Here is a 22415-nt window from a genome sequence, read left to right as displayed (position 1 = left end):
CTCGCAGGCTCGGGGTGAGCCTCCGGACGGGGCCGCCCGAGGCTCGGGGCGGGCCCCGGGAGGGGGCCGAGCTCACGACAGGCGCCCGGTCGATGTGAGGTGACTGTTCCGCGGCGGTCATCGCCGCGCGCCGCGGCGGAAACGCCCGGTTCCTAGCGTCAGCGCATCCCGTCCGCGGTGGCACCGCCACCGGTTCTGCGAGGAGCGCGATGACCCCGATCCTGTCCAAGTCCGACGCCGCCGACCTGGTGGTGGCCGCGCGGATCCGCCGCGGCCTGACCTGGGCCCAGCTCGCCGAGGAGATCGGCGCCCCGGTGGTGTGGACCACCGCCGCGCTGCTGGGGCAGCACCCGATGAGCCAGCAGCAGGCCGAGCTGGCCGCCAAGCTGCTGGGGCTGGACGAGACGGTGGTGGAGAGCCTGCAGCTGCAGCCGTCCCGCGGCACCGACCCGGCCCGGCTGGCCGACCCCACGATCTACCGGCTCACCGAGGCGCTGTCGGTCTACGGCCCGGCGTTGAAGGAGCTGATCCACGAGGAGTTCGGCGACGGGATCATGAGCGCGATCAACTTCCGCGTCGACATCGCCCGCCGGCCCGACCCCGACGGCGACCGGGTGGTCATCACCCTCGACGGCAAGTTCCTGGACTACCGCTGGTGACCCCGGCGCGCTGAGCGCCACCCCTCTTCCTGCACCTGCACAGCCGAGGAGCACCCGCATGTCCTACGTGGCACCCAAGGACTTCGTCACCAAGATGATCGACGCCGGCGAGGCGAAGGTCTTCATGTCCACCCGCGACACCCTGATCCGCGCGTTCATGGCCGGTGCGATCCTCGCCCTGGCCGCCGCGTTCGCCGTCACCGTCTCCGTGCAGACCGGCAACCCGCTGATCGGCGCACTGCTGTTCCCGGTCGGCTTCTGCCTGCTCTACCTGCTCGGCTTCGACCTGCTCACCGGCGTCTTCACGCTCGTGCCGCTCGCGCTGTTCGACAAGCGGCCGGGGGTGACCGTGCGCGGCATGCTGCGCAACTGGGGCCTGGTGTTCACCGGCAACTTCGCCGGCGCCTTCACCGTCGCGGTGATGATGGCGGTGATCTTCACCTACGGCTTCTCGATCCCGCCGAACGAGGTGGGCCAGGCGATCGGCACGATCGGCGAGGGCCGCACGGTCGGCTACGCCGAGTACGGCGGGGCCGGGATGCTGACGCTGTTCCTCCGCGGTGTGCTGTGCAACTGGATGGTCTCCACCGGCGTGGTCGCGGCGATGATGTCGACGTCGGTCTCCGGCAAGGTCATCGGGATGTGGATGCCGGTCATGCTCTTCTTCTACATGGGGTTCGAGCACTCGATCGTGAACATGTTCCTGTTCCCCTCCGGTCTCCTGCTGGGCGGGGACTTCTCGGTCGGTGACTACCTGGTCTGGAACGAGATCCCGACCGTCATCGGCAACCTGGTCGGCGGGCTCGCCTTCGTCGGGCTCACGCTCTACGCCACGCACGCCCGCACCGGTGCCACCCGCAAGCCGCTGCTGCCCGGCGGCGTCCCCCGGGAGGTGGCCGTGCCGGCCGACACCACCCCCGTCGGGACGCGCTGACCAGCGCCCCCACCGCCAGCCGGACGGCGGCCTCCCCCTGCGCCAGGGGGAGGCCGCCGTCGCCGTCCCGGGGCCGGACCCGTCTCACCACGACCGGGCGGGCGGCGTGCGGCGCATGTTCCGCCCCGGTCACGTGGCCGCGCCGGGACGGAAACGGCCGGTTCCTAGCGTCGTCCCAGGCCCGGCGGACCCGCCGCCGATCGGCCCGGCACCCAGGGGATGACGCCATGACCGACACCCAGCTCGACCGCGCCGGCGTCGCCGCCGCGGCCGCCCCCGCACCCCCGGCCGGCAGCGGTCCGGTGACCCGGGTCGGCGGCAGGTGGCTCGACCACTACGACCCCGAGGACCCGGCCTTCTGGGCCTCCCCGCAGGGCAGACCCGTCGCCCGCCGGAACCTGGTCTGGTCGGTGTTCGCCGAGAACATCGGCTTCAGCGTGTGGCAGCTGTTCAGCGTCTCCACCGCCGTGCTCGCCTCGATCGGCTACGGGTTCACCAGCAACCAGCTGTTCTGGCTGGTCGCCACCGCCGGCCTGGTCGGGGCGATCATGCGGGTGCCCTACACGTTCATGCCGGCGCTGTTCGGCGGGCGGAACTGGACCGTGGTCAGCGCTGCCCTGCTGCTCCTCCCGGTCACCCTGCTGGTCGTCGCCGCGACCACCGACCAGCCCTACTGGTTCTGGGTGCTCACCGCGATCACCTGCGGGTTCGGGGGTGGCAACTTCGCCTCGTCGATGGCGAACATCTCCTTCTTCTACCCGGACAAGGAGAAGGGGTTCGCGCTCGGGCTGAACGCCGCCGGCGGCAACATCGGGGTGGCGATCATCCAGCTGATCGGCCCGCTGGCCGCCGGTGCGGGAGCGCTCGCCATCGTCGGCGGGGCCTCCGGCACCACCGACGACGGCGCCGATCGCTACGTGCAGAACGTGGCGCTGATCTGGGTGCCGTTCATCCTGCTCGCGATGGCCGGCGCCTGGTTCGGCATGCACAACCTCTCGGGTGCAAGGGCCAACGTCGGGGCGCAGGCGGCGATCGCCCGCCGGAAGCAGACCTGGCTCATGTCCTTGCTCTACATCGGTGCCTTCGGCTCGTTCATCGGCTTCTCCGGCGCCTTCCCGCTGGTGCTGGCCAACGAGTTCGCGGCGAACACGTACCAGTACGCCTTCCTCGGCCCGCTGGTCGGCTCGCTCACCCGGCCGCTGGGCGGGCTGCTGGCCGACCGCGTGGGCGGGGCGCGGATCACCGTGGTGACCTTCGTCGGTCAGGCCCTGGCTATCGGCGTGGCCATCGCGTTCGTGGACGCCGGCAGCTTCACCGGGTTCCTGCTCAGCTTCCTGGTGCTGTTCGGCATCGTCGGCCTGACCAACGGCTCGACCTACCGGATGATCCCGATCATCTACCGGGCCGAGGCCGCCGCCAGCAGCACGGGTGAGACCGCGGCGCAGACGATGTACCGCGCCAGGCGGGACACCGCAGCCGCGGTGGGCCTCATCTCCGCGGTCGGCGCGCTCGGGGCGGTCTTCATCCCGCGGATCATCTCCGAGTCCTACAGCGCCACCGGTGGCGTCGAGACCGCGTTGGGGGCCTTCTGCGCCTTCTACGTCGTCTGCGTCGCGGTGACCTGGTTCGTCTACCTGCGGCGCGGCACGCTGATGCAGCAGGCCGGGGTCTGATCCGACGCGGGGTGCGGGGACCGTTCCCCGCACCCCGCGCTGCCCCGGCGGAGGGAGACGAGCGCCTCCGGCAGGTGCGCCGCCGGCGCCCGACAGCGATGATCACCGCGTGAGGGACTCCCTGGATGGCGAGACGCCGCCCGCCCGGTCGCTGGTGGAGACCGGGGAGCTCGTGGCCGGCTCGATGAGCCACGCGGTCGCGGCGCTGCTGTTCGGCGACGGGCCCGGCGCCGTCCGTCTCGACGACCGGCTGGCCGCCTGCCTGCGGGACGCCGCCACCGGCGCGGCCGACCTTCCCCTGCTGTGGGAACGCGCCCGCGCCGGTGCCGCTCTCGCCTTCGCCGCCGAGCTGGCGGTGACCCGTGGGCAGCAGGGCCGGCACGTCCGCCGGGACGGCTTCTTCGCCGCCACCGTCGCCACCCGGTCCGCCGCCGAGCGGCTGGCCGAGTCGGTGCTGCAGTCCGCGCGCCGCACTCCGGAGGAGCGGCAGGTCCGGCACCTGGGCTACCTGCTCGCCGAGACCGCCGTCTCCCCCGACATCGACCCCGGGCTCGCCACCCGGGCACTGCAGCTGGCCGACTCGTGCAGCTGGCGGCAACTGGTGCTGCTCGCCGCGGTCGGCCGGCGGGACCGCGCGCCGCTGCCGATGGGGTCGCTGGAGGACGAGCCGCGCGCCTGGACGGCGTGGGGTGCCCGGGAGGACCTCGCCGACCTGCAGCGCGCCGGTCTGCTCGACCCGCCGCCCGTCGTCGCCCGGCCGGGGGCGGTGCGTCCCCGGCTGCGCCCCGCCGACCTGCGGCTGACCCGCCGCGGGGTGCTGGTGCACCGGCTGCTCGCGCTGGACTTCGTCCGCGACGACGACGTCACCACCGCGCTCACCGAACTGGGCCTCCCACCCGCCTGAGAAGGAACCCTCTCGCCGCCAGCAGTGATCAGGTGACCTGATCACTGCCTGTCCTCCCGCAGCAACGTTGGTGCGGGAGGACAGCGATTGCTGCAGGGGGACGGCCGCGTCCCCGACATTCGTGACCGCTTCGTGACCGCCGTTGTGGGTCCGCCGTGCCGCTCACCGCGTGTAGACGGGTGAGCGACCAGCGGGAGGAGACCGGGTGGACGGGCTGAGCTTCGAGGACTTCGTGTCCCGGGAGCAGGCAGCGCTGCTGCGGCTCGCCGTCCTGCTGGCCGGGGACCGAGGCCATGCGGAGGACCTGGTGCAGACGGCGTTGCTGAAGAGCTACCGGCGCTGGGGGCGGATCACCCGTGCCGGCGACCCCACGGCCTACGTCCGGCGCGTGCTGGTGACCAGCCACACGAGCTGGCGACGGCGGCGGTCGACCACCGAGCAGGTCGTGGAGCAGCTGCCCGACCGGGCCGCCCCGCCCACGCCGGACGACGACGAGGAGCTGCGGACCGCGCTGCGCGCCCTGCCCCCGCGCATGCGCACCGCCGTCGTCCTGCGCTTCTACGCCGACCTGTCCGAGCAGCAGACCGCCGAGGCGATGGGCTGCTCGGCCAGCACCGTCAACACCCAGACCACCCGCGGGCTGGCCCGGCTGCGGGAACTGCTGAGCCCGCCGGCGTACGCGTTCGGGGAGGAGCGAGCCTGATGGAGCCCACCGACCTGCACGACCGGCTGCACCGGCTGGCCGAGCGCACGGCCCCGCCACCCCGCCACGACCTGGCCGGCGCGGTCGTGACCCGGCGCCGCACCCAGCGACGGCAGGCCCTGGCCCTGACCGCAGTCGCCGCCGTGGTCGCCGGTGTCGTCGTCGGTGTGCCGTCCCTCCTGTCACCGGCAGAGCGTGCGTCGGTCACCACCCCGGTCGTTGCCGAGCTCCCGGTCCCGGCCGAGGCCGACGTCCTCTCCGGACCCACCCGCGGGGCGCTCGCCGAGGACGCCGACCTCGTCGAGGGTGTGCGCCGGCTGACGTGGACCGAGGCCGACGACCCGAACGCCCCGACCGCGCAGGTCGACCCACCGCTGGACTCCCGGCACGTGGTCTGGGTCGACGACGTGGCCGGCGCGCGCTGGGCGCTGGTGGCCGCGCAGGACCCCGAGCACGACGTCGGCCGCGTGGCCACGGCCTGGTTCACCGGCCCCGCCGGCGCCGACGCCGCCGAGCTCCAGCCCGCGTCGCTGCTCAGCGGCATCGACGCCAGCAGCCCGGTCGCGCTGTCCGACGCGGGCACCGGTGCCCTCGTGGTGGTGGCCGCGCCGGGAGACGACATCTCGCTGTCCCGGCGTCCGGAGGTCGCCGCCGACGGCGCCGTCGACCGCAGCTTCGAGCCGGTCGACGTCTCCGACGGCGTGGCCGCGCTCGTCCTGCCACCTGCGGCGGGCACCTACGACGAAGCGCTGCGCTACCGGGTCACCCGCGACGGGACCGCGGTGACCACCGCCATGCCCGCGACCTCCCGCTCGGTCGGGGTCTCGGCAGCGTACGACGTCCCCCTCACCTGGCTGCGGGGCGAACCCGGAGACCGTGACCCGGTGCTGACCGGCGGCATCGACCACGTCCTGGAGATCACCGGGCTATCGCTCGAGGACCTCGAGTTCACCGTGATCTGGTCCGGCGAGGTGCCGGCCTCCACCGCCGAGACGGCCGAGGTGCACCTGCTCGGCGCGACGCTGCCCTCGGGCGCGGTCCACCTGGAGGCGTTGCTGGCAGCGGAGTCCGCCGACGGGGTGGTCGCCAGCACCTGGTGCGCCAGCGACCTCCGCGAGGCCGGCGTCCCGCTGGCGGAGCAGCTGTTCGTGCTGCACTGCAGCGCACCCTTCCTGCAGGGGACCGAACCGGTCGAGAGCCTGGTCCTGGTCGGTCCCCCGGTCGCCGACACCGCCCGGGTGCTCGACGGCTCCGGAGCCCTGGTCGCGGAGGTCCCACTCGTCGACGGGGTGGCCGTCGTGCCCCCGCCGGCGGACCTGGGCAGCGTGGAGTTCCGCAGCGGAGGACGCTCGCTCGGGAGCGCCGGAGCGCTGGGGTTCGACGGGCTGGAGGACATCGCCGCGACCCCGGCGGGCGGCAACTGACGTGGCCGCCGAGCCCGCGTCGGTGATCGCCGCCCGGCAGCTGGCCGAGGAGGCGCGTTCCCGCGGGAACGCGCTGCGTCGCCGTCCCCTCCGGCCGCGGCCGGTACCGGCGCCGCTGCCGGTCAGCGGGGCCACGCCGTGAGGATCGGCGCAACGGTCCTCACGGCGGTCGCCGGGCTCCTCGCCGGATGCGGCGCGGGCACCTCGACCGCCTGCCCGGCGATCGGCTACCTGCCCTCGGTCCGGGTCGAGCTGACCGGGGACTGGTCCGGGCACCCGGTGGGCTCGGTGCAGCTCGACTGCTCTCCGCCGTGCGAACGCATCACCCTGGACGATCCGCCTGCTGAGGCCGGCCCGCCGGTGCTCAGCTGGATCGTCCCCAGCGGCCCGCTGCCGGACTCGGCAGTGGCCACGGTGCTCGCCCCGGACGGGTCGGTGCTGGCGGAGGTCGAGGCCGACCTGGACTTCGAGCGGGTGGGCGGCAGCGCGGAGTGCGGCGGCCCGATGGAGGCCACCGCCGAGGTGCCGGCGCCCTGAGCATCAGGCGGAGCGGGCGTAGGCGGCCGGCGTCGTCCCCAGCATCCGGCGAGCGTGCCGGGTGAGGTGCGCCTGGTCGCAGAAGCCGGCCGCCGTCGCCACCTCCGCGGGTGGCAGGCCGTCGAGCAGCAGGCGGCGGGCCCGGTCGACCCGCCGGCCCGTCAGGTACCGGTGCGGCGGCAGCCCGTGCCGCCGGGTGAACGCCCGCACCAGGTGCGTGGGGTGCACCCCGAACTCCGCGGCCGTCGCATCCAGCGACAGCCCCTCGGCCACGCGGTGCCCGGCGCCGACCTGGACCTGGTCGGGCTCGCCGTCCACGGCCCGAAGAACACCGTCGACAAGGTGCTCAAAGGCGCGCGCATGCACTCCTGAGCAGCCGGACGTGTGGTCTGCTGGGCGGCGATGCGACGTTCATCCGTGCGGGACCTGGCCCTCGAGGTGGCCTTCGCCCTGTCTCTGGTGCTGGTCGCCGAGGTCGTGGTGCGGGTCTCCTCGTGGTCCCGGTTCTGGGTCCTCGTGGTCGTGCTCACCGTCGGCTGGGCCATCCGGATCGCCGTGCAGCGCCGGCGGGTCCGGCGCGCCGCGACCGCGCCGGAGCCCCGGAGCGACCTCACACGGTGACGACGAGGGCGCCGTCGGCCTCGTGCACCGGGTAGATCCGCACGGGCGCGTTGCCGCCGCTGGTCGGGGCGCCGTCGCTCCACCGGTAGGCGTACAGGTGCAGCGGGCAGACCAGCACCCGGGCGTCGGTCTGCCCGTCGGCCAGCGGCCCGCCGGCGTGCGGGCAGGCGGCCTGGGTGGCGTGCAGCGAGCCGTCGCGCAGCCGGAACACCGCCACCTGGACGTCGCCGGCGACGAAGGCCCGCCCCTCCCCCGGCGGCACGTCCTCGACCCGGCCGACGACGTGCGCCCGGCCCTGCTGCGCCGCCTCGGTGCCCGGTGCGGTCACCCCCGTGGCGGGCGTCCCGGTCTCCGTTCCCGGGGTGGTCGGCGCCTGCGGGGCGTCGACGTGCGTGACGCTCATCGGACCGGCACCAGCGGCAGGTCGACCAGCGGCAGGGCGGTGCGGAACTGCCCGGGGGTGGCCGGTTCCGCCCGGTCCTGCGCCCACGGGTCGGTGTAGGCGTCGATGGAGCGCTGGATGCCCTCGTCGAGGTGCACCACGATCCCCTCGCTGTCCTCCAGCAGCACCGCCTTGACCTTCTCCAGCCCCACCCGGGGCACGAAGTCGTAGGTGCGCTCCAGCCAGTTGGCGTTCTCCCGGTAGTACTGCAGGAACCGCCCGGTCAGCTCGATCACCGCCTCCGGGGAGTCGACGGTGGCCAGCAGGTCGCCCTTGCGCACGCTCGCCCCGGCCGCCCCGCCGACGTACACCTCCCACTTCCCGTTGCCGACCGCGACGACGCCGACGTCCTTGACGTAGGCCTCGGCGCAGTTCCGCGGGCACCCGACCACGGCCATCTTGATCTTCGCCGGGCTCTCGATGCCCTGGAAACGGGTCTCCAGGTCGATGCCCAGCTGCGTGGAGTCGCCCAGGCCGAACCGGCAGAAGTCGGAACCGACGCAGGTCTTCACGGTGCGGAAGCTCTTGCCGTAGGCGTAGCCCGAGGGCATGTCGAGGTCGGCCCACATGCCGGGCAGGTCCTCCTTGCGGACGCCGAGCAGGTCGATCCGCTGGCCACCGGTGACCTTGATCATCGGCACCTCGTACTTCTCCGCGACGTCGGCGATCTTCCGCAGCTGGGCCGCGGTGGTCACCCCGCCCTTCATCTGCGGGACGACGGAGAAGGTGCCGTCACGCTGGATGTTGGCGTGCACCCGGTCGTTGATGAACTTGGCGTCGTTCTCCTGCTCGTAGTCGCTGCCCCAGATCATCCGCAGCAGCGAGGTGAGCCCCATCTTCGACTTCGCGTCCTCCTCCCCGCCGGGCGCGAGGGCGGCGAAGACGGCCGACACGCTGCGCAGGTCCTGCTCCCGGATGGCGGCCGTCAGCGCCGGCTTGGTCAGTGGGATGCCGGGGACGTACCAGCTCGCGGTCGGGTCCTCGACGACGTCGCCGTCGGCCGCCCACTCCACGATCTGCTTGACCAGCGACTTGCACGACCCGCACCCCTTGCCGGCCCGGGTGGCGTCCATGACCCCGCCAACGCTGGAGCACCCGCCGGCGACGGTGTCGCAGATCGCCTGCTTGGTGACGCCGTTGCAGTTGCACACCTGGGACTCCGCCGGCAGCTCGGCGACGCCGGCTTCCGCGACGCCGTCGGAGAGGTCGACCAGCAGCCGGATCCGCTCCTCCGGCAGCGGGGTGCCGCGGTCGAACGCCTGGGTGAGGAAGGCGACCTTGCGGGTGTCGCCGAGCAGCGTGGCGCCGATCAGCTTGTCGTCGCGGATCACCACCGACAGGTGCACCCCGCGGCGGGGCTCGGAGATCACCAGGAACTCGTCGGCGTCGCGCTCGGGCCGGTTCAGCCCCATGGTGGCGACGTCGACCCCCGCGACCTTGAGCTTGGTCGCCGTCCGGGAGCCGTGGTACTCGGCGTCCGGGTCGGTGCCGGTGAGCACGTCGGCGAGCACCCGGGCCTGCTCCCACACCGGGGCGACCAGGCCGTAGACCTCGCCGCGGTGCTGGGCGCACTCCCCCACCGCGTAGACGTCGGGGTCGTCGGTGCGCAGCTGGTCGTCGACGACGATGCCGCGCTCGACCTCCAGCCCGCTCATCAGCGCGACCTCGGTGACCGGGCGGATGCCGGCGGCCAGCACCAGCAGGTCGGCGTCGATCGCCCGGCCATCGGCCAGCACCACGCCGCGCACCCGGTCGCGGCCGATCACCTCGGTGGTGCGGGTGGCCAGGTGGACGACGATGCCGAGCTCCTCCACCGACTGCTTGAGGATCGCGCCGCCGTCGGGGTCCAGCTGCTGGTTCATCAGGTGCGTGCCGGCGTGCACCACCTCCACGGCCAGCCCGTGGCCCTGCAGCGCGCGGGCGGCCTCCAGGCCGAGCAGCCCGCCGCCGACGACGACCGCCTTCTCGTGCTCGGCGGCCGCGGCCAGCATCGCCCGGGTGTCGTCGATGGTGCGGAAGCCCAGCACCCCGGGCAGCAGCGCGCCGTCGGCGGTGCGGATGCCCTCCATCGGCGGCACGAACGAGCGGCTGCCGGTGGCGATGACCAGCTGGTCGTAGGGCGTCGCCGTGCCGTCGGTGGCGTGGACCAGCTTGGCGTGGGTGTCGATCCGCTCGACCCGGACGCCGGCGCGCAGCGTGACGCCGTTGTCGGCGTACCAGTCGTGGCTGTTGAGCACGATGTCGTCCTCGTGCTCCTCCCCGGCCAGCACGTGCGACAGCATGATCCGGTTGTAGTTGCCGTGCGGCTCCTCACCGAACACGGTGATCGCGAACTGCTCGCCGCCGCCGCGCTCGAGCACCTCCTCGACCAGCCGGGCGCCGGCCATGCCGTTGCCCACCACGACCAGCCGCTGCCGGGAGTCGACGCCGTCGGCGTCGTCCAGCGCGAAGTGCAGCGAGGTCATCCCCGCCGGGCGGCCACCGAGAACGGCGCCCATCAGACCTCCACCAACCCGAGGTCGACGACGACGTCGCCGGTGACGCCCTCCGGCGCGGCGACGTGCAGCTCGACCACGGTGCCGCCGTCGAGGTCCTCGACCACCCGCAGCGGCACGTTGACGTCGCCCTTCGCCCCGATGGGGAACCAGCGCATCGGCTGCCCGTCACGCAGCAGCAGCAGGTAGACGAGCTCGTCGGTGGAGTTGCCGCCACGGAGGTACAGCGCCTGGGCGGTCTTCCCCTGCGGCACCTCGTAGCGGAGCGTGGGGTCCAGCGGGCCGGGCTTGGCCAGCCCCTCGCCGGTGATCGGGTAGACGCCTTGCAGGAAGCGCGGGCTGCTCTTCACTCGGGTGGTCCTCCTCCGGGACGGGGCGTGCGGCGTGGGGGACGTCGGGCTCTGGTGGCTGCGCGGCTGCGGCTGGGCGGCCGGGTCGGGTGGATCGATCAGTTCCTCGGGCCCGCCGACCCGGGAGACGGCGACGGCGCAGACCTTGAAGGCGGGCATCCGGCTGGTCGGGTCCAGGGCCGGGTCGGTGAGCGCGTTGACCGAGGACCCGCCGCCCCAGTGGAACGGCGCGAAGACCACGTCGGGGCGGACGGCGTCGGTGACCGTGGCGTGGAACCGGGCCCGGCCGCGGCGGGTGGTCAGCTCGATGACGTCGTCGGAGGTGATGCCGAGCCGCCGGGCGAGGTCGGGGTGCAGCTCGGCCCGCGCGGTGGGGGCGACCAGCTGCAGGCTGCGCGACCGGCGGGTCTGGGTGCCCGACTGGTACTGGGCGAGCACCCGGCCGGTGGTCAGCACGTAGGGGTACTCAGCGTCGGGCTCCTCGTGCGCCGGCACGTGCTCGACGCGGGTGAACCGCGCCCGCCCGTCGGGGTGGGCAAATCGTTCGGTGAACAGCCGGGGCGTGCCGGGGTGCTCGGCGTCCGGCACGGGCCAGAACAGCCCCTGGTTCGCGTCGATCCGGTCGTAGCTGAGCCCGGCGTAGTCGGCCACTCCCCCGGCGCTGGCCCGGCCGAGCTCGGTGAAGACCGCCTCGGCGTCGCCGCTGAAGCCGCCGACACCCAGCCGGTCGGCGAGCTCGGCCAGCAGCTGCAGGTCGTCGCGGACCTCCCCGGGCGGGGGCAGGGCCCGGCGCCGGCGGATGACCCGGCCCTCGACGTTGGTCATCGTCCCCTCCTCCTCCGCCCACATGGCCGAGGGCAGGACGACGTCGGCGAGCTCGGCGGTCTCGGAGAGGAAGAAGTCGCTGACCGCGAGGAAGTCCAGGTCGCGCAGCCGGCTGACCACCCGGCGCGCGTCGGGGGCGGAGACGGCGACGTTGGAGGCGAGCACCAGCAGGGTGCGCACCCCGCCGTCGGTGCCGAGGGCGTCGAGCAGCTCGAACGCGCTGCGCCCCGGGCCGGGGAGGTCGTCCGGGTCGACGCCCCAGACTGCGGCGACGTGCGCGCGGGCGGCCGGGTCGGTGATCTTCCGGTAGCCGGGCAGCTGATCGGCCTTCTGCCCGTGCTCGCGGCCACCCTGCCCGTTGCCCTGCCCGGTCACGGTGCCCCAGCCGCTGCCCGGCCGGCCGACCAGCCCGAGGGCGAGCGCGAGGTTGATCCAGGCGGTCGCGGTGTCGGTGCCGTGCCGGTGCTGCTCGGCGCCGCGCGCGGTGAGGATGATCGACCGCCGGCCGCGGGCCAGGGCGAAGACGATCCGCCGCTGCTGCTGCACCGGCACGCCGGTGAGCCGCTCCACCCGGTCCGGCCAGTACCCGGCGACGCCGGCGCGCACCTCCGCGAAGCCGGTGGTGCGGGCGTCGACGTACTCGGTGTCGACGAGGCCTTCGGCGATCGCGATGTGCAGCAGCCCGTTGGCCAGCGCGAGATCGGTGCCCGGCAGCGGCTGGACGTGCAGGTCGGCGTTCCTCGCCGTGTTCGTGCGGCGCGGGTCGACGACGATGTGCTCGGCACCCGCGGTGCGCCCGGCGTCGAAGTACTGCATCGCCGGCGGCATCGTGTCGGCCGGGTTGCTGCCGACCAGGACGACGACGTCGGCCTCGGCGACGTCCGCCAGCGGGAACGGCAGGCCACGGTCCAGGCCGAAGGCCCGCATCGCCGCGCCGGCCGCGGAGGACATGCAGAACCGGCCGTTGTAGTCGATGGCGCTGGTGCGCAGCGCGACCCGGGCGAACTTGCCGAACTGGTAGGCCTGCTCGTTGGTCAGGCCCCCACCGCCGAAGCAGCCCACGGCGTCGCGGCCGTGCTCGGTCTGGGTGCGGCGGATCGCGGCCACCACCCGGGCCAGCGCCTCGTCCCAGCTGGTCTCGACCAGCGGGCTGGTGCGGTCGGCGGGGTCGGCGCGGACCAGCGGGCGGGTGAGCCGCTCGGGGTGGTCGAGCAGCTCGGCGGCCGACCAGCCCTTGGAGCACAGGCCGCCGCGGTTGACCGGGAAATCGGCCGGCACGAGCGTCGCGGGCCGGTCGCCGGCGGTCATGGTGATGCCGCACTGCAGCGAGCAGTAGGGGCAGTGGGTCTCGGTGGTGCGCGTACCCACACCGGGCGTGGGCAACGAGACGGCGGCGGACACATCCCGAGCCTGCGCGGAGGCCGTTTCCCGGTGGCTGCGCTCAGGTCAAGCTCGCGTTCCGTCGTCCGCACACCCGCCCGACGCGCTCCGTGCGGCGGCCCGGAGAGGACCCAGAGGGGGTCCAGCGGAGCTTGTGCTCTGCTCACCACCAGTGAGCAGAGCACAGGCTTCCGGAGGGACCCTGTGCCGCCGTCCGGTCCGCGGGAGGACGGCGGGGAGTGACGCGCAGGCCGTCATCGGCCAGGCTGCAACCCATGGAACCGAGCGTGCAGGAACGACTGGTGGCGACGGCGACCGACGAGATGCGGGTGCCGTTCTGGGTGGTGCTGGCCGGCGTGGGGGTGGGCGCCTTCTGGTCGCTGATGGGCGTGCTGGTCGGCACCCGCGTGGCCCGTCGGCGCTAGCGAGCCGCGAGGCGCACCGGACCACGTCGGCAGCGTCAGTCCCACCGGCCGCGCAGCCGCTTGGTCTCCCCGCGCTGCTTCTTCGCCTTGATCCGCCGCTCCTGCGAGCCGCGCGAGGGCTTGGTCTTCCGCCGCGCCGGCGCCGGCGGGGCCAGCGCCGCACGCAGCACCGCGGCCAGGCGCTCGCGGGCCGCCTCCCGGTTGCGCAGCTGCTGCCGGTGCTCGCTGGCCGCGACGGTGAGCACGCCGTCGACCAGGCGGCCCCCGAGGCGGTCGGCCAGCCGCGCCCGCTGCGCATCGCTCAGCCCGGGCAGCTCCAGCGGCGCCACCGACAGCTCCACCCTCGAGTCGGCGGTGTTCACCCCCTGCCCGCCCGGCCCCGACGACCGGGAGAACCGCCACGACAACAGGCCCGCCGGGACGACGAGGGAGGCCGTCACCGGCAGGTCGGCGAAGGCGTCGTCCCCGGGCACGGGGCCATCCTCCCTGCTCGGCGCGTCGCCCACGACTGAGATCCGGGCCGACCTGCGAGGCTGCGGCCATGACAGAGGAGAGGTCCGCCCATCCCGGCCCGCTGCCGCTCGCCGTCGCGGCCGTGCTGCTGACCGCCGCCGTCGGCGTCGTCGGGTCGCTGGACTGGCCGGCCCCCCGGCGGACCCTGTCCGGCTGGCAGGTGGCCGACGTCCCGGCGTCGCTGCTGGCCCTGGTGATCGGCACCGCACTGGTCTGCCTGGCCGTGGCCGTCGCCCTCACCCGCCCGTGGGCGCTGGGCTCCACGGTCGCCGCCGCGACCTGGGGAGCACTCGCGGTGGTCTCGGCCTTCGCGCAGGGCTGGAACGACCTGTACTTCGCGGCACTGGGCGGTGGCGAGGGCCCGGTCATCCCGGTGTTCGACTGGCTGTTCACCTTCGTGCCGGTGCTGCTCGCGGGCGTGGCCACCCGGCCGCTCGGCCGTCGGGCCCACCTGCGAGCCACCATCGGCATCGGCGTGCTCACCCTGCCGATGCTCGCCCTGGGCTGGGCGCTCTACGCCGACGCCGGGGCCGCGGAGGCGCTGCTCGGGTCGCTGTACGCCGCGGCGGTGTTCGGCGTCGTGCCTCTGCTGATCGCGCTGGCCATCACCCTGCCGAGGAAGCAGCCGACCACCCTGGCGGGTGAGCAGCGGGGACCGGACCCCGTTCGGTGACGGACGTGTCGCCCGGTCCGGTGACGGACCGGCGTTCGGGTCGCGCGCCCGGTCACCGAGTGTGACGCTCAGGTGGTGACTCAGGACGCCTCGCCGCGGCTCCACCTGGTGACCGGCAACGCCGTCGCACCGCTCGTCGGGAACGAGCGCCCGGACGAGCCTCCGGCCGTGCCCACCACGCCGGAGAACCCGGTGATGGCCGACCTGCTGCGCCGCGCCGAGGCCCTCGACGCCCGGGCCGCCGCGGAGTCCGCGCCCCGTGTCCTGCACCCGGCCGCACTGCTGCTGGCGATCACCGGGCTGACCGTGCTGCTGGCCCTGCTCGGCCGCCAGCCCTGGCAGCTGCCCGGCCGGGATGGCTCCGGGGTGTCCGACGTCCCGCAGTCGCTGGTCTCCTTCCTCCTGATCAGCGCCGCGCTCTGCCTGCTGTCCGCCCGGCTGGTGCGCCCGGCATCGGTGCTGTCCGACCCCCGGGCGGTGCGGCTGTGGTGGGGGCTGCTGGCCGGCTCGGCCGCGGTGTCGGCCACCGCCGTCCTGTCGCTGGCGTCCTACTCGACCTCCACCGAACGCCCCGCCGACCTGCTCGTCCGCTGCCTCGTCCCGGTGGTGCCCGCCGTGCTCGCCGGCGTGCTCGCCGCCGGCGCCGGACGGGCGGCCCGGGTCCGGCTGGCGCTGGGCACCGGCCTGGTCACCGTGCCGCTGGCCGGGCTCGGCTGGGCGCTGCTCTCCTCCGCCCCGGTCTCCACCGCGACCTTCGCGGACGTGCTCGCCGTGACCGGCATCGCCGGGGCCGCACCGCTGGCCGTGGCCGTCGCCTTCGTCGCAGCCGACCGCCGCACCCCGGGCCTCCGCTCCGGGCGCCGGTCACCATCGGAGGCGTGACCTCCCTCGCCGCCGCCCTCGCCGCCGGCCCGGTCGTCCTGGACGGGGGCCTGTCCACCGAGCTGGAGTCCCGCGGGCACGACGTCGGCTCGGCGCTGTGGTCGGCCCGGCTGCTGCGCGACGACCCGGCCGCGGTGGTGGCTGCGCACGCCGCCTTCGCCGCGGCCGGCGCCCAGGTGCTGACCACCGCCAGCTACCAGGCCACCCTGCCGGGGTTCGCCGCGGCCGGGATCGACCCGCAGCGCGCCCAGGCCCTGATCGCGGGCTCGGTCGGGCTGGCCCGGGAAGGGCTCGCCGCGGCCGGGCGCACCGGCTGGGTCGCCGGGTCGGTCGGCCCGTACGGGGCGTTCCTGGCCGACGGGTCGGAGTACACCGGCGCCTACCTCGACGACGTGCGGGTGGCGGAGCTCCGCGCGTTCCACCGGCCCCGGCTCGCCCTGCTGGCCGAGGCCGGCGCCGACGTGCTGGCGGTCGAGACGCTGCCCGGCGCCGTCGAGGTCGAGGCGCTGCTGGCCGAGCTGGTGGCCCTCGACGTCCCGGCCTGGCTGTCGCTGACGAGCGTGACCGGCCCGGACGGGGTGCCGCGGACCCGCCGAGGGGAGCCGGTGGCCGAGGTGGCGGCCATGACCCGCGGCATCGCCCAGGTGATCGCCGTCGGGCTCAACTGCACCGACCCCTCCGGCGTCGCCCGGGCCGTGGCGGTCGTGGGCGAGGCGAGCGGGAAGCCCGTGGTGGCCTACCCCAACAGCGGCGAGCGCTGGGACGCCACCGCCCGCCGCTGGACCGGGGAGCCCGGGGTCGGCGACGCCAGCGGGTGGCTGCACGCCGGGGCGCGGCTGGTGGGCGGGTGCTGCCGGGTGCGCCCGGACGACATCGGGCGGGTCGCAGCCGCCATCGCCGACGCCGTCCGGTAGCTCCTCAGTCGGGCACCGGGTCCGCGCCCCGGACGCCTCCCGGTCGGCACCGGACCAGCCGGCGCACGGTCAGCCAGCTGCCGCGCAGCGCCCCGTGCCGCTCGAGCGCCTCGACCGCGTAGGTGGAGCAGGTCGGGGTGAAGTGGCAGCACGGTGGCCGCCGGGGGCTGATCTCCCGCTGGTAGAGCCGCACCGCCGAGATCAGCCGGTCGGCCAGTCGCCCGCTCCCTGCATCGGCCCGCACCCGGCGCAACGTCGTCGGCGCGACCAGGAACATGTCCATGCCACAGCCGATGGCCTGCGCCAGGCAGCAACCGGTGTTCAGGAAGAACAGGTTGCGCAGGCACGAGTCGTCGCCGCGGCGGCCGTACCCCCGACCGTAGCCGGGCCCGTAGCCGCCGTAGCCGCCGTAGCCGGGCGGCGGACCGTAGCCGCGGCCGTAGCCCGGGCCGAACCCGCGCCGCGGCCGGCCGAAACCACGCCGGCGTCGCGGCCCGCCGCCGCCCCAGCCCCAGACGAAGACCATCGGATCAGAGGATCGGGTTGCCGCCGGTGACGGCGACCCGGGCCCCGGAGACGTAGCTGGCCTCGTCGCTGGCCAGCAGCACGTAGACCGGGGCCAGCTCGGCCGGCTGGGCGGCGCGCCCCAGCGGCACCTCGGACCCGAAGCTCGCCACCTTCTCCGCCGGCATGGTCGAGGGGATCAGCGGCGTCCACACCGGGCCCGGCGCGACGCTGTTCGCCCGGATGCCCTTGCTGCCGTACAGCTGGGCCAGGCTGGCGGTGAAGTTGGCGATGCCCGCCTTGGTCATCGCGTACGGCGCCAGGTTGGGCCGCGGCATGTCGGAGTTCACCGACGACGAGTTGACGATCGCGGACCCGGGCTTCATGTGCGGGATGGCGTCCTTGCACAAGGTGAACATCGCGGTCAGGTTCAGCGCGACGGTGTGGTCCCACTCCTCGTCCGAGATCTCCTCGATCGTCTCGTGGGTCATCTGGAACGCCGCGTTGTTGACCAGGATGTCGATCCCGCCCAGCTCCTCGAGGGCCTTGGGGATGATCGTCTTCTGGTGCGCGCGGTCGGCGAGGTCACCGGGCACGAGCACGCACTTTCGCCCCGCCTGCTCCACGTACTTCGCTGTCTCCTGCGCGTCCTCGTGCTCGTCGAGGTAGGCGATGAGCACGTCGGCGCCCTCCCGGGCGAAGGCGATGGCGACCGCGCGGCCGATGCCGCTGTCGCCCCCGGTGATGACCGCGCGCTTGCCGGTCAGCTTCCCGGAGCCGGTGTAGCTCTCCTCGCCGTGGTCGGGCTTGGGGTCCATCTCGCCGAGGGTGCCGGGCGGGGTCTGCTGCTGCTCGGGCTGGGACTCGGGGCGGGGCGAAGACACGGTGGTTCCTCCTGCTGGGTCGGGCGGCACCCTCCGCACTGCTCGCGGGAGCCGGCTCGCACAGGAGCCGGCCGGGTGCCGCGTCGCCCCCCGCCTACCCGGTCCACCCCGGGCGGAACCTGCCGGCCGGCCGCGTCCGCCCGGGTGTTCCGACGGGACTGCTCGCGGACGGCACACGACCCGGGCGGTGGGAGAGGCGCGCGTCGCTGCGCACCCCTCCTACCGCCCGGGCCGGGGCGTCCTGCGGGTGCTCGCTCAGGCCGCGCGGGCCATCGGCGTCTCCGCGCCGAGCGGCACCCAGCGCATCTCGAGGCGGCGACGGCCGTCCCGGTCGGTCACCAGCGTCCAGCGGCACTCCGGGCAGAAGCGTTCGCGCATGTCCCATCCACCTTTCGTTTACCTGCTGTTCACCTTCTCTCCTGCATCGACCACCTTCATGCGCGACTGGAGGAGTCGTGACCGTTTCGTTACCGAAAGGCCCGTCGCCGCGACCGCAGGACCGTGACGCCGGGAAGCTGCCGGGCATCGGGCACGCTGTACCGCACGATGACGCTCACTCCTGCCGGCACCGACGCCACCCCGGCCGACTCCCCCGCCGCCGCGCTGCCCTCCGCCGACGTCCGGTCGCTGATCGGCGACCCGGACGACCTCACCGAGCTGCAGTCGCTGGCCGGTGACCCCGACGCGCTGTTCACCCACTTCGCCGAGTGGGCCGCCGAGGGCGGCACGACGCTGTACCCGGCGCAGGAGGAGGCGCTGATCGAGCTGGTCAGCGGGGCGAACGTCGTCCTCGCGACCCCCACCGGTTCCGGCAAGTCGCTGGTCGCCACCGGCGCGCAGTACGCGGCGCTGGCCAACGACAAGGTCAGCTTCTACACCGCCCCGATCAAGGCGCTGGTCAGCGAGAAGTTCTTCGCGCTGTGCGGGGTGTTCGGCGCGCAGAACGTCGGGATGCTCACCGGCGACGCCTCGGTCAACGCCGACGCCCCGATCATCGCCTGCACCGCCGAGGTGCTGGCGAACATCGCGCTGCGCGAGGGGCCGGACGCCGACATCGGCCTGGTGGTGATGGACGAGTTCCACTTCTACGGCGACCCCGACCGGGGATGGGCCTGGCAGGTGCCGCTGATCGAGCTGCCGAAGGCCCAGTTCCTGCTCATGTCGGCCACCCTCGGCGACGTCACGGCGCTGCGGGAGGACCTCACCCGGCGCACCGGCCGCCCGACCGCGCTGGTCGCCCACGCCGAGCGGCCGGTGCCGCTGCACCACTACTACGCGACCACGCCGATGCACGAGACGATCCAGGAGCTGCTCGACACCAAGCAGGCACCGGTCTACGTCGTCCACTTCACCCAGGCCTCGGCGCTGGAGCGCGCCCAGGCGCTGATGAGCGTCAACGTCTCCACGAAGGAGGAGAAGCAGGCGATCGCCGACATGATCGGCGGCTTCCGGTTCTCCTCCGCCTTCGGCACGACGCTGTCCCGGCTGGTGCGGCACGGCATCGGCGTGCACCACGCCGGCATGCTGCCCAAGTACCGGCGGCTGGTGGAACAGCTGGCCCAGGCCGGGCTGCTCAAGGTCATCTGCGGCACCGACACCCTCGGCGTCGGCATCAACGTGCCGATCCGCACCGTGGTGTTCTCCGCGCTGAGCAAGTACGACGGCACCCGGATGCGGATGCTCACCGTGCGGGAGTTCCACCAGATCGCCGGCCGGGCCGGCCGGGCGGGCTACGACACCGCCGGCACCGTCGTCGTCCAGGCGCCCGAGCACGAGGTGGAGAACCTCAAGCAGTTCGCCAAGGTCGCCGACGACCCGAAGAAGCGCCGCAAGCTGGTGCGCCGCAAGGTGCCCGAGGGCATGGTGCCGTGGAGCGAGGCGACCCAGCAGCGGCTGATCAACGCCGAACCCGAGCCGCTGAGCAGCCACTTCCGGGTGTCGACCGGGATGGTGCTCAACGTGCTGGCCCGCCCGGGCGACCCGGTCGCGGCGATGCGCCACCTGCTCACCGACAACCACGAACCACGGGCCCGGCAGCTGCGGCACGTCCGCGAGGTCATCGGGATCGCCCGGTCGCTGATCACCGCCGGGGTAATCGAGCGGCTCGACGTCCCCGAGCCCGACGGACGCCGGTACCGGCTGACCCTCGACCTGCCGCCGGACTTCCAGCTCAACCAGCCGCTGTCCACCTTCGCGCTCGCCGCGATCGGCCTGCTCGACCGGGAGTCCGAGACCTACGCCCTCGACGTCGTCTCGGTGATCGAGGCGACGCTGGACGACCCGCGCCAGATCATCGCCGCGCAGCTGAACAAGGCCAAGGGCGAGGCCGTGGCGCAGATGAAGGCCGAGGGGATCGAGTACGAGGAGCGGATGGAGCTGCTGGAGGAGGTCACGTACCCGCAGCCGCTCAAGGAGCTGCTCGACCACGCCTTCGAGGTCTACTCCGCCGGCAACCCGTGGGCCCGCGACGCCCAGCTGTCCCCCAAGTCCGTGGTGCGGGACATGTGGGAGCAGGCGATGACCTTCCGCGAGCTGGTCAACCACTACGGGCTGACCCGCTCCGAGGGCGCCGTGCTGCGCTACCTCTCCGACGCGTTCAAGGCGCTGCGCTCGGGCGTGCCCGCCGAGGCCCGCACCGAGGAGGTCACCGACCTGGTCGAGTGGCTGGGCGAGCTGGTCCGCCAGGTCGACTCCTCGCTGCTGGACGAGTGGGAGCAGCTCACCAGCCCGGACCAGCCGCTGGACGCACCGGTCGCCGTCCCCGCCCGGCCGCGGCCGCTCACCGGCAACGAGCGGGCGTTCACCGCGATGGTGCGCAACCTGCTGTTCCGCCGCGTCGAGCTGTGGGCCCGCCGCCGCTGGTACGACCTGGGCGAGCTGGACGCCGCCGCCGGCTGGGACGCCGACCGCTGGGGCGAGGTGGTGCAGGCCTACTTCGCCGAGCACGACGAGGTCCGCACCGGCGCCGACGCCCGCGGCCCCGCGCTGCTCATCATCGACAAGGACGAGCCGCGGCTGTGGCGGGTGCGGCAGATCGTCGACGACCCCGCCGGTGACCACGACTGGGGGTTCGACGCCGAGGTCGACCTGGACGCCTCCGACGAGGAGGGCGTCGTCGTGCTCCGCCTGGTCGACGCCGGCCGCAAGGACTGAGCGGCCGGGGCGGAGGCCCAGGACCGCTCAGAGCCCCAGGACAGCCTGGGCGATGAGGAAGTAGACGATCAACCCGGTCGCGTCGACGAACGTGGTGATGAACGGTGCGCTGACCACCGCCGGGTCGACCCCCAGCCGGTTCGCCAGCATCGGGGTGAGCGCCCCGGCGGTGGTGGCCAGCGTGCAGACGACGACCAGCGCCGCGCACAGCACGACCGCGATGTCGGCGCCGACCAGCCAGGCGGCGGGCCCGAAGCCCACCGCGGCCAGCAACGCGCCGAGCAGCGCGCCGGTGGCCAGCTCGCGGCGGACGACCCGGAGCAGGTCGGCGAAGCGGACGTCGCCGACGGCCATCGCCCGGATCACCGTGGTCGCCGACTGGGCGCCGGTGTTGCCCCCGGTGCCGATCAGCAGGGGCACGAACAACGCCAGGGCCACCACCTGGTCCAGGACGTCCTCGAAGTAGTCCAGCACGTTGACCGTCAGCGCCGCAGCCGCGATGAGCACCAGCAGCCAGGCCACCCGGGTCCGCGCCAGCCCGACGACGCCGGTGGCCAGGTAGGGGCGGTCCAGCGGCTCGCTGCCGCCGGTGCGGGCCAGGTCCTCGCTCTCCTCCTCCTCCAGCACCCGCATCGCGTCGTCCACCGTGAAGAGCCCGACCAGCCGCCCCTCGGCGTCGACCACCGGGACGGCGACCACACCGTGGTCGCGCACCACCCGGGCGGCGACCTCCTGGTCGTCGGTGGTGCGGACGACGACCGGCTCGGACGCCACCTCGGTGAGCCGCGCCCCCGGGTCGCTGACGAACAGCCGGCGCAGCGAGACCACGCCGACCACGCACCGGCCCTCCCCCACCACCGGGAGGGTGTAGATCGTCTCGGCGTCCGGCTCGACCCGGCGCACGTGCTCCCACGCCTCGCCGACGGTCGCCTCCACCGGCAGGGCCACCACTTCCGGCGACATCCGGCGGCCCGCCGAGTCCGGCGGGTAGCCGAGCAGCGTGGTGGTCATCTGCCGCTCGTGCTCGTCCAGGCCGGACAGCAGGCGGCCGGCGAGCGAGGCCGGGAGCTCGTCCAGCAGACCGGCCCGGTCGTCCGGGTCGAGCCCGGCCACGAGCTCGGCGGTCGACTCCTCGCGCAGCTCGTCGACGAGCTCACGCTGCAGCGAGGGATCGAGGTCCTCGAAGACCGCCAGCGCCCGGTCCTTGGGCAGTGACCGGAAGGCGACCGCCCGGGCCGCCGGGTCGAGCCGCTCCAGCTCGTCGACGACCGTGGGCACGGCCAGCGGGTCCAGGGCGTCGTGCAGCCCGCGGAGGTCGCTGGCGCGCGCGAGATCGGTGAGGTCGGGCATGCTGCCTGTCTACCGGGACCGGCCCGCGGACCGCAGCGCGAGGCCGACGCACCGGGCCGGCCGACGCCGGCCGCCGGGACCGGCCCCGCGTCACGCGCCCACCGGGTCCCCCGTCCGGGGCATCCAGGCTCCGCGCCGTCCGGTCGATGACCTGATCGGACGGCCGGCGC

24 protein-coding genes are annotated in these 22415 nt (G+C 74.2%); 15 read left to right on the top strand and 9 right to left on the bottom strand.

Going from position 1 to position 22415, the window contains the following annotated elements:
- Positions 1 to 209: 209 nt before the first annotated feature.
- The 8 genes from cynS (at position 210) to ACI79A_RS15575 (ending at position 6834) form a co-directional block, all read left to right on the top strand.
- A complete protein-coding gene (gene cynS, locus ACI79A_RS15610) occupies positions 210 to 659 on the top strand; it encodes a cyanase (RefSeq protein ID WP_457084667.1) in 450 nt (149 codons plus the stop codon).
- Positions 660 to 717: 58 nt separating this feature from the next.
- Positions 718 to 1593 (top strand): formate/nitrite transporter family protein, encoded by an 876-nt coding sequence (locus tag ACI79A_RS15605; RefSeq protein ID WP_457084666.1) that lies wholly within the window; start codon positions 718 to 720, stop codon positions 1591 to 1593.
- A gap of 227 nt (positions 1594 to 1820) precedes the next feature.
- A complete protein-coding gene (locus tag ACI79A_RS15600; RefSeq protein ID WP_457084665.1) occupies positions 1821 to 3266 on the top strand; it encodes an MFS transporter in 1446 nt (481 codons plus the stop codon).
- A 109-nt stretch (positions 3267 to 3375) separates the two neighbouring features.
- A complete protein-coding gene (locus tag ACI79A_RS15595; protein ID WP_457084664.1) occupies positions 3376 to 4170 on the top strand; it encodes a hypothetical protein in 795 nt (264 codons plus the stop codon).
- A 205-nt stretch (positions 4171 to 4375) separates the two neighbouring features.
- Positions 4376 to 4873 carry a SigE family RNA polymerase sigma factor gene (locus ACI79A_RS15590; protein WP_457084663.1) on the top strand — a complete coding sequence of 166 codons (498 nt, stop codon included), beginning with the start codon at positions 4376 to 4378 and terminating at the stop codon, positions 4871 to 4873.
- A complete protein-coding gene (locus ACI79A_RS15585) occupies positions 4873 to 6297 on the top strand; it encodes a hypothetical protein (RefSeq protein ID WP_457084662.1) in 1425 nt (474 codons plus the stop codon). Before ACI79A_RS15590 ends, ACI79A_RS15585 begins: the two co-directional genes overlap by 1 nt.
- A gap of 1 nt (position 6298) precedes the next feature.
- A complete protein-coding gene (locus ACI79A_RS15580) occupies positions 6299 to 6439 on the top strand; it encodes a hypothetical protein (protein ID WP_457084661.1) in 141 nt (46 codons plus the stop codon).
- Positions 6436 to 6834, top strand: coding sequence for a hypothetical protein (locus ACI79A_RS15575; RefSeq protein ID WP_457084660.1), 399 nt, complete (start codon positions 6436 to 6438; stop codon positions 6832 to 6834). The genes ACI79A_RS15580 and ACI79A_RS15575 overlap by 4 nt, the downstream gene beginning before the upstream one ends.
- Before the next feature lie 3 nt (positions 6835 to 6837).
- Here the strand turns inward: ACI79A_RS15575 and ACI79A_RS15570 are convergent, their stop codons facing one another.
- Positions 6838 to 7152: a helix-turn-helix domain-containing protein gene (locus ACI79A_RS15570; RefSeq protein WP_457084659.1), complete on the bottom strand. Its 315-nt coding sequence runs from the start codon at positions 7150 to 7152 to the stop codon at positions 6838 to 6840.
- On the opposite strand from ACI79A_RS15570, the gene ACI79A_RS15565 reads away from it, so the two are divergent.
- Positions 7111 to 7206 carry a DUF2000 family protein gene (locus ACI79A_RS15565; RefSeq protein ID WP_457084658.1) on the top strand — a complete coding sequence of 32 codons (96 nt, stop codon included), beginning with the start codon at positions 7111 to 7113 and terminating at the stop codon, positions 7204 to 7206. The genes ACI79A_RS15570 and ACI79A_RS15565 overlap by 42 nt on opposite strands.
- A gap of 30 nt (positions 7207 to 7236) precedes the next feature.
- Complete coding sequence (locus ACI79A_RS15560; RefSeq protein WP_457084657.1) at positions 7237 to 7455, top strand: hypothetical protein; 219 nt, start codon at positions 7237 to 7239, stop codon at positions 7453 to 7455.
- On the opposite strand, the gene ACI79A_RS15555 is transcribed toward ACI79A_RS15560, so the two are convergent.
- From ACI79A_RS15555 to ACI79A_RS15545, 3 genes are read right to left on the bottom strand one after another with little or no spacing between them, the layout of a single operon-like run.
- A complete protein-coding gene (locus ACI79A_RS15555; RefSeq protein WP_457084656.1) occupies positions 7445 to 7858 on the bottom strand; it encodes a Rieske (2Fe-2S) protein in 414 nt (137 codons plus the stop codon). The two genes, ACI79A_RS15560 and ACI79A_RS15555, sit on opposite strands and share 11 nt — an antisense overlap.
- Positions 7855 to 10395, bottom strand: coding sequence for a nitrite reductase large subunit NirB (gene nirB, locus ACI79A_RS15550; RefSeq protein ID WP_457084655.1), 2541 nt, complete (start codon positions 10393 to 10395; stop codon positions 7855 to 7857). Before nirB ends, ACI79A_RS15555 begins: the two co-directional genes overlap by 4 nt.
- Positions 10395 to 12968 (bottom strand): molybdopterin oxidoreductase family protein, encoded by a 2574-nt coding sequence (locus tag ACI79A_RS15545; RefSeq protein WP_457084654.1) that lies wholly within the window; start codon positions 12966 to 12968, stop codon positions 10395 to 10397. The genes nirB and ACI79A_RS15545 overlap by 1 nt, the downstream gene beginning before the upstream one ends.
- A gap of 254 nt (positions 12969 to 13222) precedes the next feature.
- On the opposite strand from ACI79A_RS15545, the gene ACI79A_RS15540 reads away from it, so the two are divergent.
- Positions 13223 to 13372, top strand: coding sequence for a hypothetical protein (locus ACI79A_RS15540; RefSeq protein WP_153362550.1), 150 nt, complete (start codon positions 13223 to 13225; stop codon positions 13370 to 13372).
- 35 nt (positions 13373 to 13407) lie between these two features.
- Here the strand turns inward: ACI79A_RS15540 and arfB are convergent, their stop codons facing one another.
- Positions 13408 to 13845 (bottom strand): alternative ribosome rescue aminoacyl-tRNA hydrolase ArfB, encoded by a 438-nt coding sequence (gene arfB, locus ACI79A_RS15535; protein WP_457084653.1) that lies wholly within the window; start codon positions 13843 to 13845, stop codon positions 13408 to 13410.
- Between the two features lie 68 nt (positions 13846 to 13913).
- Here arfB and ACI79A_RS15530 point away from each other — a divergent pair, with 68 nt between their 5' ends.
- The 3 genes from ACI79A_RS15530 (at position 13914) to mmuM (ending at position 16354) form a co-directional block, all read left to right on the top strand.
- A complete protein-coding gene (locus tag ACI79A_RS15530; protein ID WP_457084652.1) occupies positions 13914 to 14558 on the top strand; it encodes a hypothetical protein in 645 nt (214 codons plus the stop codon).
- Between the two features lie 75 nt (positions 14559 to 14633).
- Positions 14634 to 15440, top strand: coding sequence for a hypothetical protein (locus ACI79A_RS15525; RefSeq protein ID WP_457084651.1), 807 nt, complete (start codon positions 14634 to 14636; stop codon positions 15438 to 15440).
- Positions 15437 to 16354, top strand: coding sequence for a homocysteine S-methyltransferase (gene mmuM / locus ACI79A_RS15520; RefSeq protein WP_457084650.1), 918 nt, complete (start codon positions 15437 to 15439; stop codon positions 16352 to 16354). Before ACI79A_RS15525 ends, mmuM begins: the two co-directional genes overlap by 4 nt.
- Positions 16355 to 16358: 4 nt before the next feature.
- Here mmuM and yidD read toward each other — a convergent pair whose 3' ends face one another.
- The 3 genes from yidD to ACI79A_RS15505 all read right to left on the bottom strand — a co-directional run bounded on the left by yidD (position 16359) and on the right by ACI79A_RS15505 (position 18120).
- Complete coding sequence (gene yidD / locus ACI79A_RS15515) at positions 16359 to 16880, bottom strand: membrane protein insertion efficiency factor YidD (protein ID WP_457084649.1); 522 nt, start codon at positions 16878 to 16880, stop codon at positions 16359 to 16361.
- 4 nt (positions 16881 to 16884) lie between these two features.
- Entirely contained in the window at positions 16885 to 17742 is an 858-nt protein-coding gene (locus tag ACI79A_RS15510; protein WP_457084648.1) for an SDR family oxidoreductase, read from the bottom strand.
- A gap of 255 nt (positions 17743 to 17997) precedes the next feature.
- Positions 17998 to 18120 carry a hypothetical protein gene (locus ACI79A_RS15505; protein ID WP_457084647.1) on the bottom strand — a complete coding sequence of 41 codons (123 nt, stop codon included), beginning with the start codon at positions 18118 to 18120 and terminating at the stop codon, positions 17998 to 18000.
- Positions 18121 to 18288: 168 nt separating this feature from the next.
- Here ACI79A_RS15505 and ACI79A_RS15500 point away from each other — a divergent pair, with 168 nt between their 5' ends.
- Positions 18289 to 20895 (top strand): DEAD/DEAH box helicase, encoded by a 2607-nt coding sequence (locus ACI79A_RS15500; protein ID WP_457084646.1) that lies wholly within the window; start codon positions 18289 to 18291, stop codon positions 20893 to 20895.
- 27 nt (positions 20896 to 20922) lie between these two features.
- Here ACI79A_RS15500 and mgtE read toward each other — a convergent pair whose 3' ends face one another.
- The gene (gene mgtE, locus ACI79A_RS15495) at positions 20923 to 22245 is read right to left on the bottom strand and encodes a magnesium transporter (protein ID WP_457084645.1); all 1323 of its coding nucleotides are present in this window, start codon (positions 22243 to 22245) and stop codon (positions 20923 to 20925) included.
- Positions 22246 to 22415 lie beyond the last annotated feature (170 nt).

Source organism: Modestobacter sp. SYSU DS0657 (assembly GCF_054050925.1).
This window is presented reverse-complemented; position numbering and strand designations above follow the sequence as displayed.

What these genes read in the sequence shown, in the direction of transcription:
- cynS (WP_457084667.1), top strand. Translation starts at nt 210, where the DNA reads ATGACCCCGATCCTGTCCAAGTCCGACGCCGCCGACCTGGTGGTGGCC.
- ACI79A_RS15605 (WP_457084666.1), top strand. Translation starts at nt 718, where the DNA reads ATGTCCTACGTGGCACCCAAGGACTTCGTCACCAAGATGATCGACGCC.
- ACI79A_RS15600 (WP_457084665.1), top strand. Translation starts at nt 1,821, where the DNA reads ATGACCGACACCCAGCTCGACCGCGCCGGCGTCGCCGCCGCGGCCGCC.
- ACI79A_RS15585 (WP_457084662.1), top strand. Translation starts at nt 4,873, where the DNA reads ATGGAGCCCACCGACCTGCACGACCGGCTGCACCGGCTGGCCGAGCGC.
- ACI79A_RS15560 (WP_457084657.1), top strand. Translation starts at nt 7,237, where the DNA reads ATGCGACGTTCATCCGTGCGGGACCTGGCCCTCGAGGTGGCCTTCGCC.
- ACI79A_RS15555 (WP_457084656.1), bottom strand. Translation starts at nt 7,858, where the DNA reads ATGAGCGTCACGCACGTCGACGCCCCGCAGGCGCCGACCACCCCGGGA.
- nirB (WP_457084655.1), bottom strand. Translation starts at nt 10,395, where the DNA reads ATGGGCGCCGTTCTCGGTGGCCGCCCGGCGGGGATGACCTCGCTGCAC.
- ACI79A_RS15540 (WP_153362550.1), top strand. Translation starts at nt 13,223, where the DNA reads ATGGAACCGAGCGTGCAGGAACGACTGGTGGCGACGGCGACCGACGAG.
- ACI79A_RS15530 (WP_457084652.1), top strand. Translation starts at nt 13,914, where the DNA reads ATGACAGAGGAGAGGTCCGCCCATCCCGGCCCGCTGCCGCTCGCCGTC.
- yidD (WP_457084649.1), bottom strand. Translation starts at nt 16,880, where the DNA reads ATGGTCTTCGTCTGGGGCTGGGGCGGCGGCGGGCCGCGACGCCGGCGT.
- ACI79A_RS15505 (WP_457084647.1), bottom strand. Translation starts at nt 18,120, where the DNA reads ATGCGCGAACGCTTCTGCCCGGAGTGCCGCTGGACGCTGGTGACCGAC.
- ACI79A_RS15500 (WP_457084646.1), top strand. Translation starts at nt 18,289, where the DNA reads ATGACGCTCACTCCTGCCGGCACCGACGCCACCCCGGCCGACTCCCCC.
- mgtE (WP_457084645.1), bottom strand. Translation starts at nt 22,245, where the DNA reads ATGCCCGACCTCACCGATCTCGCGCGCGCCAGCGACCTCCGCGGGCTG.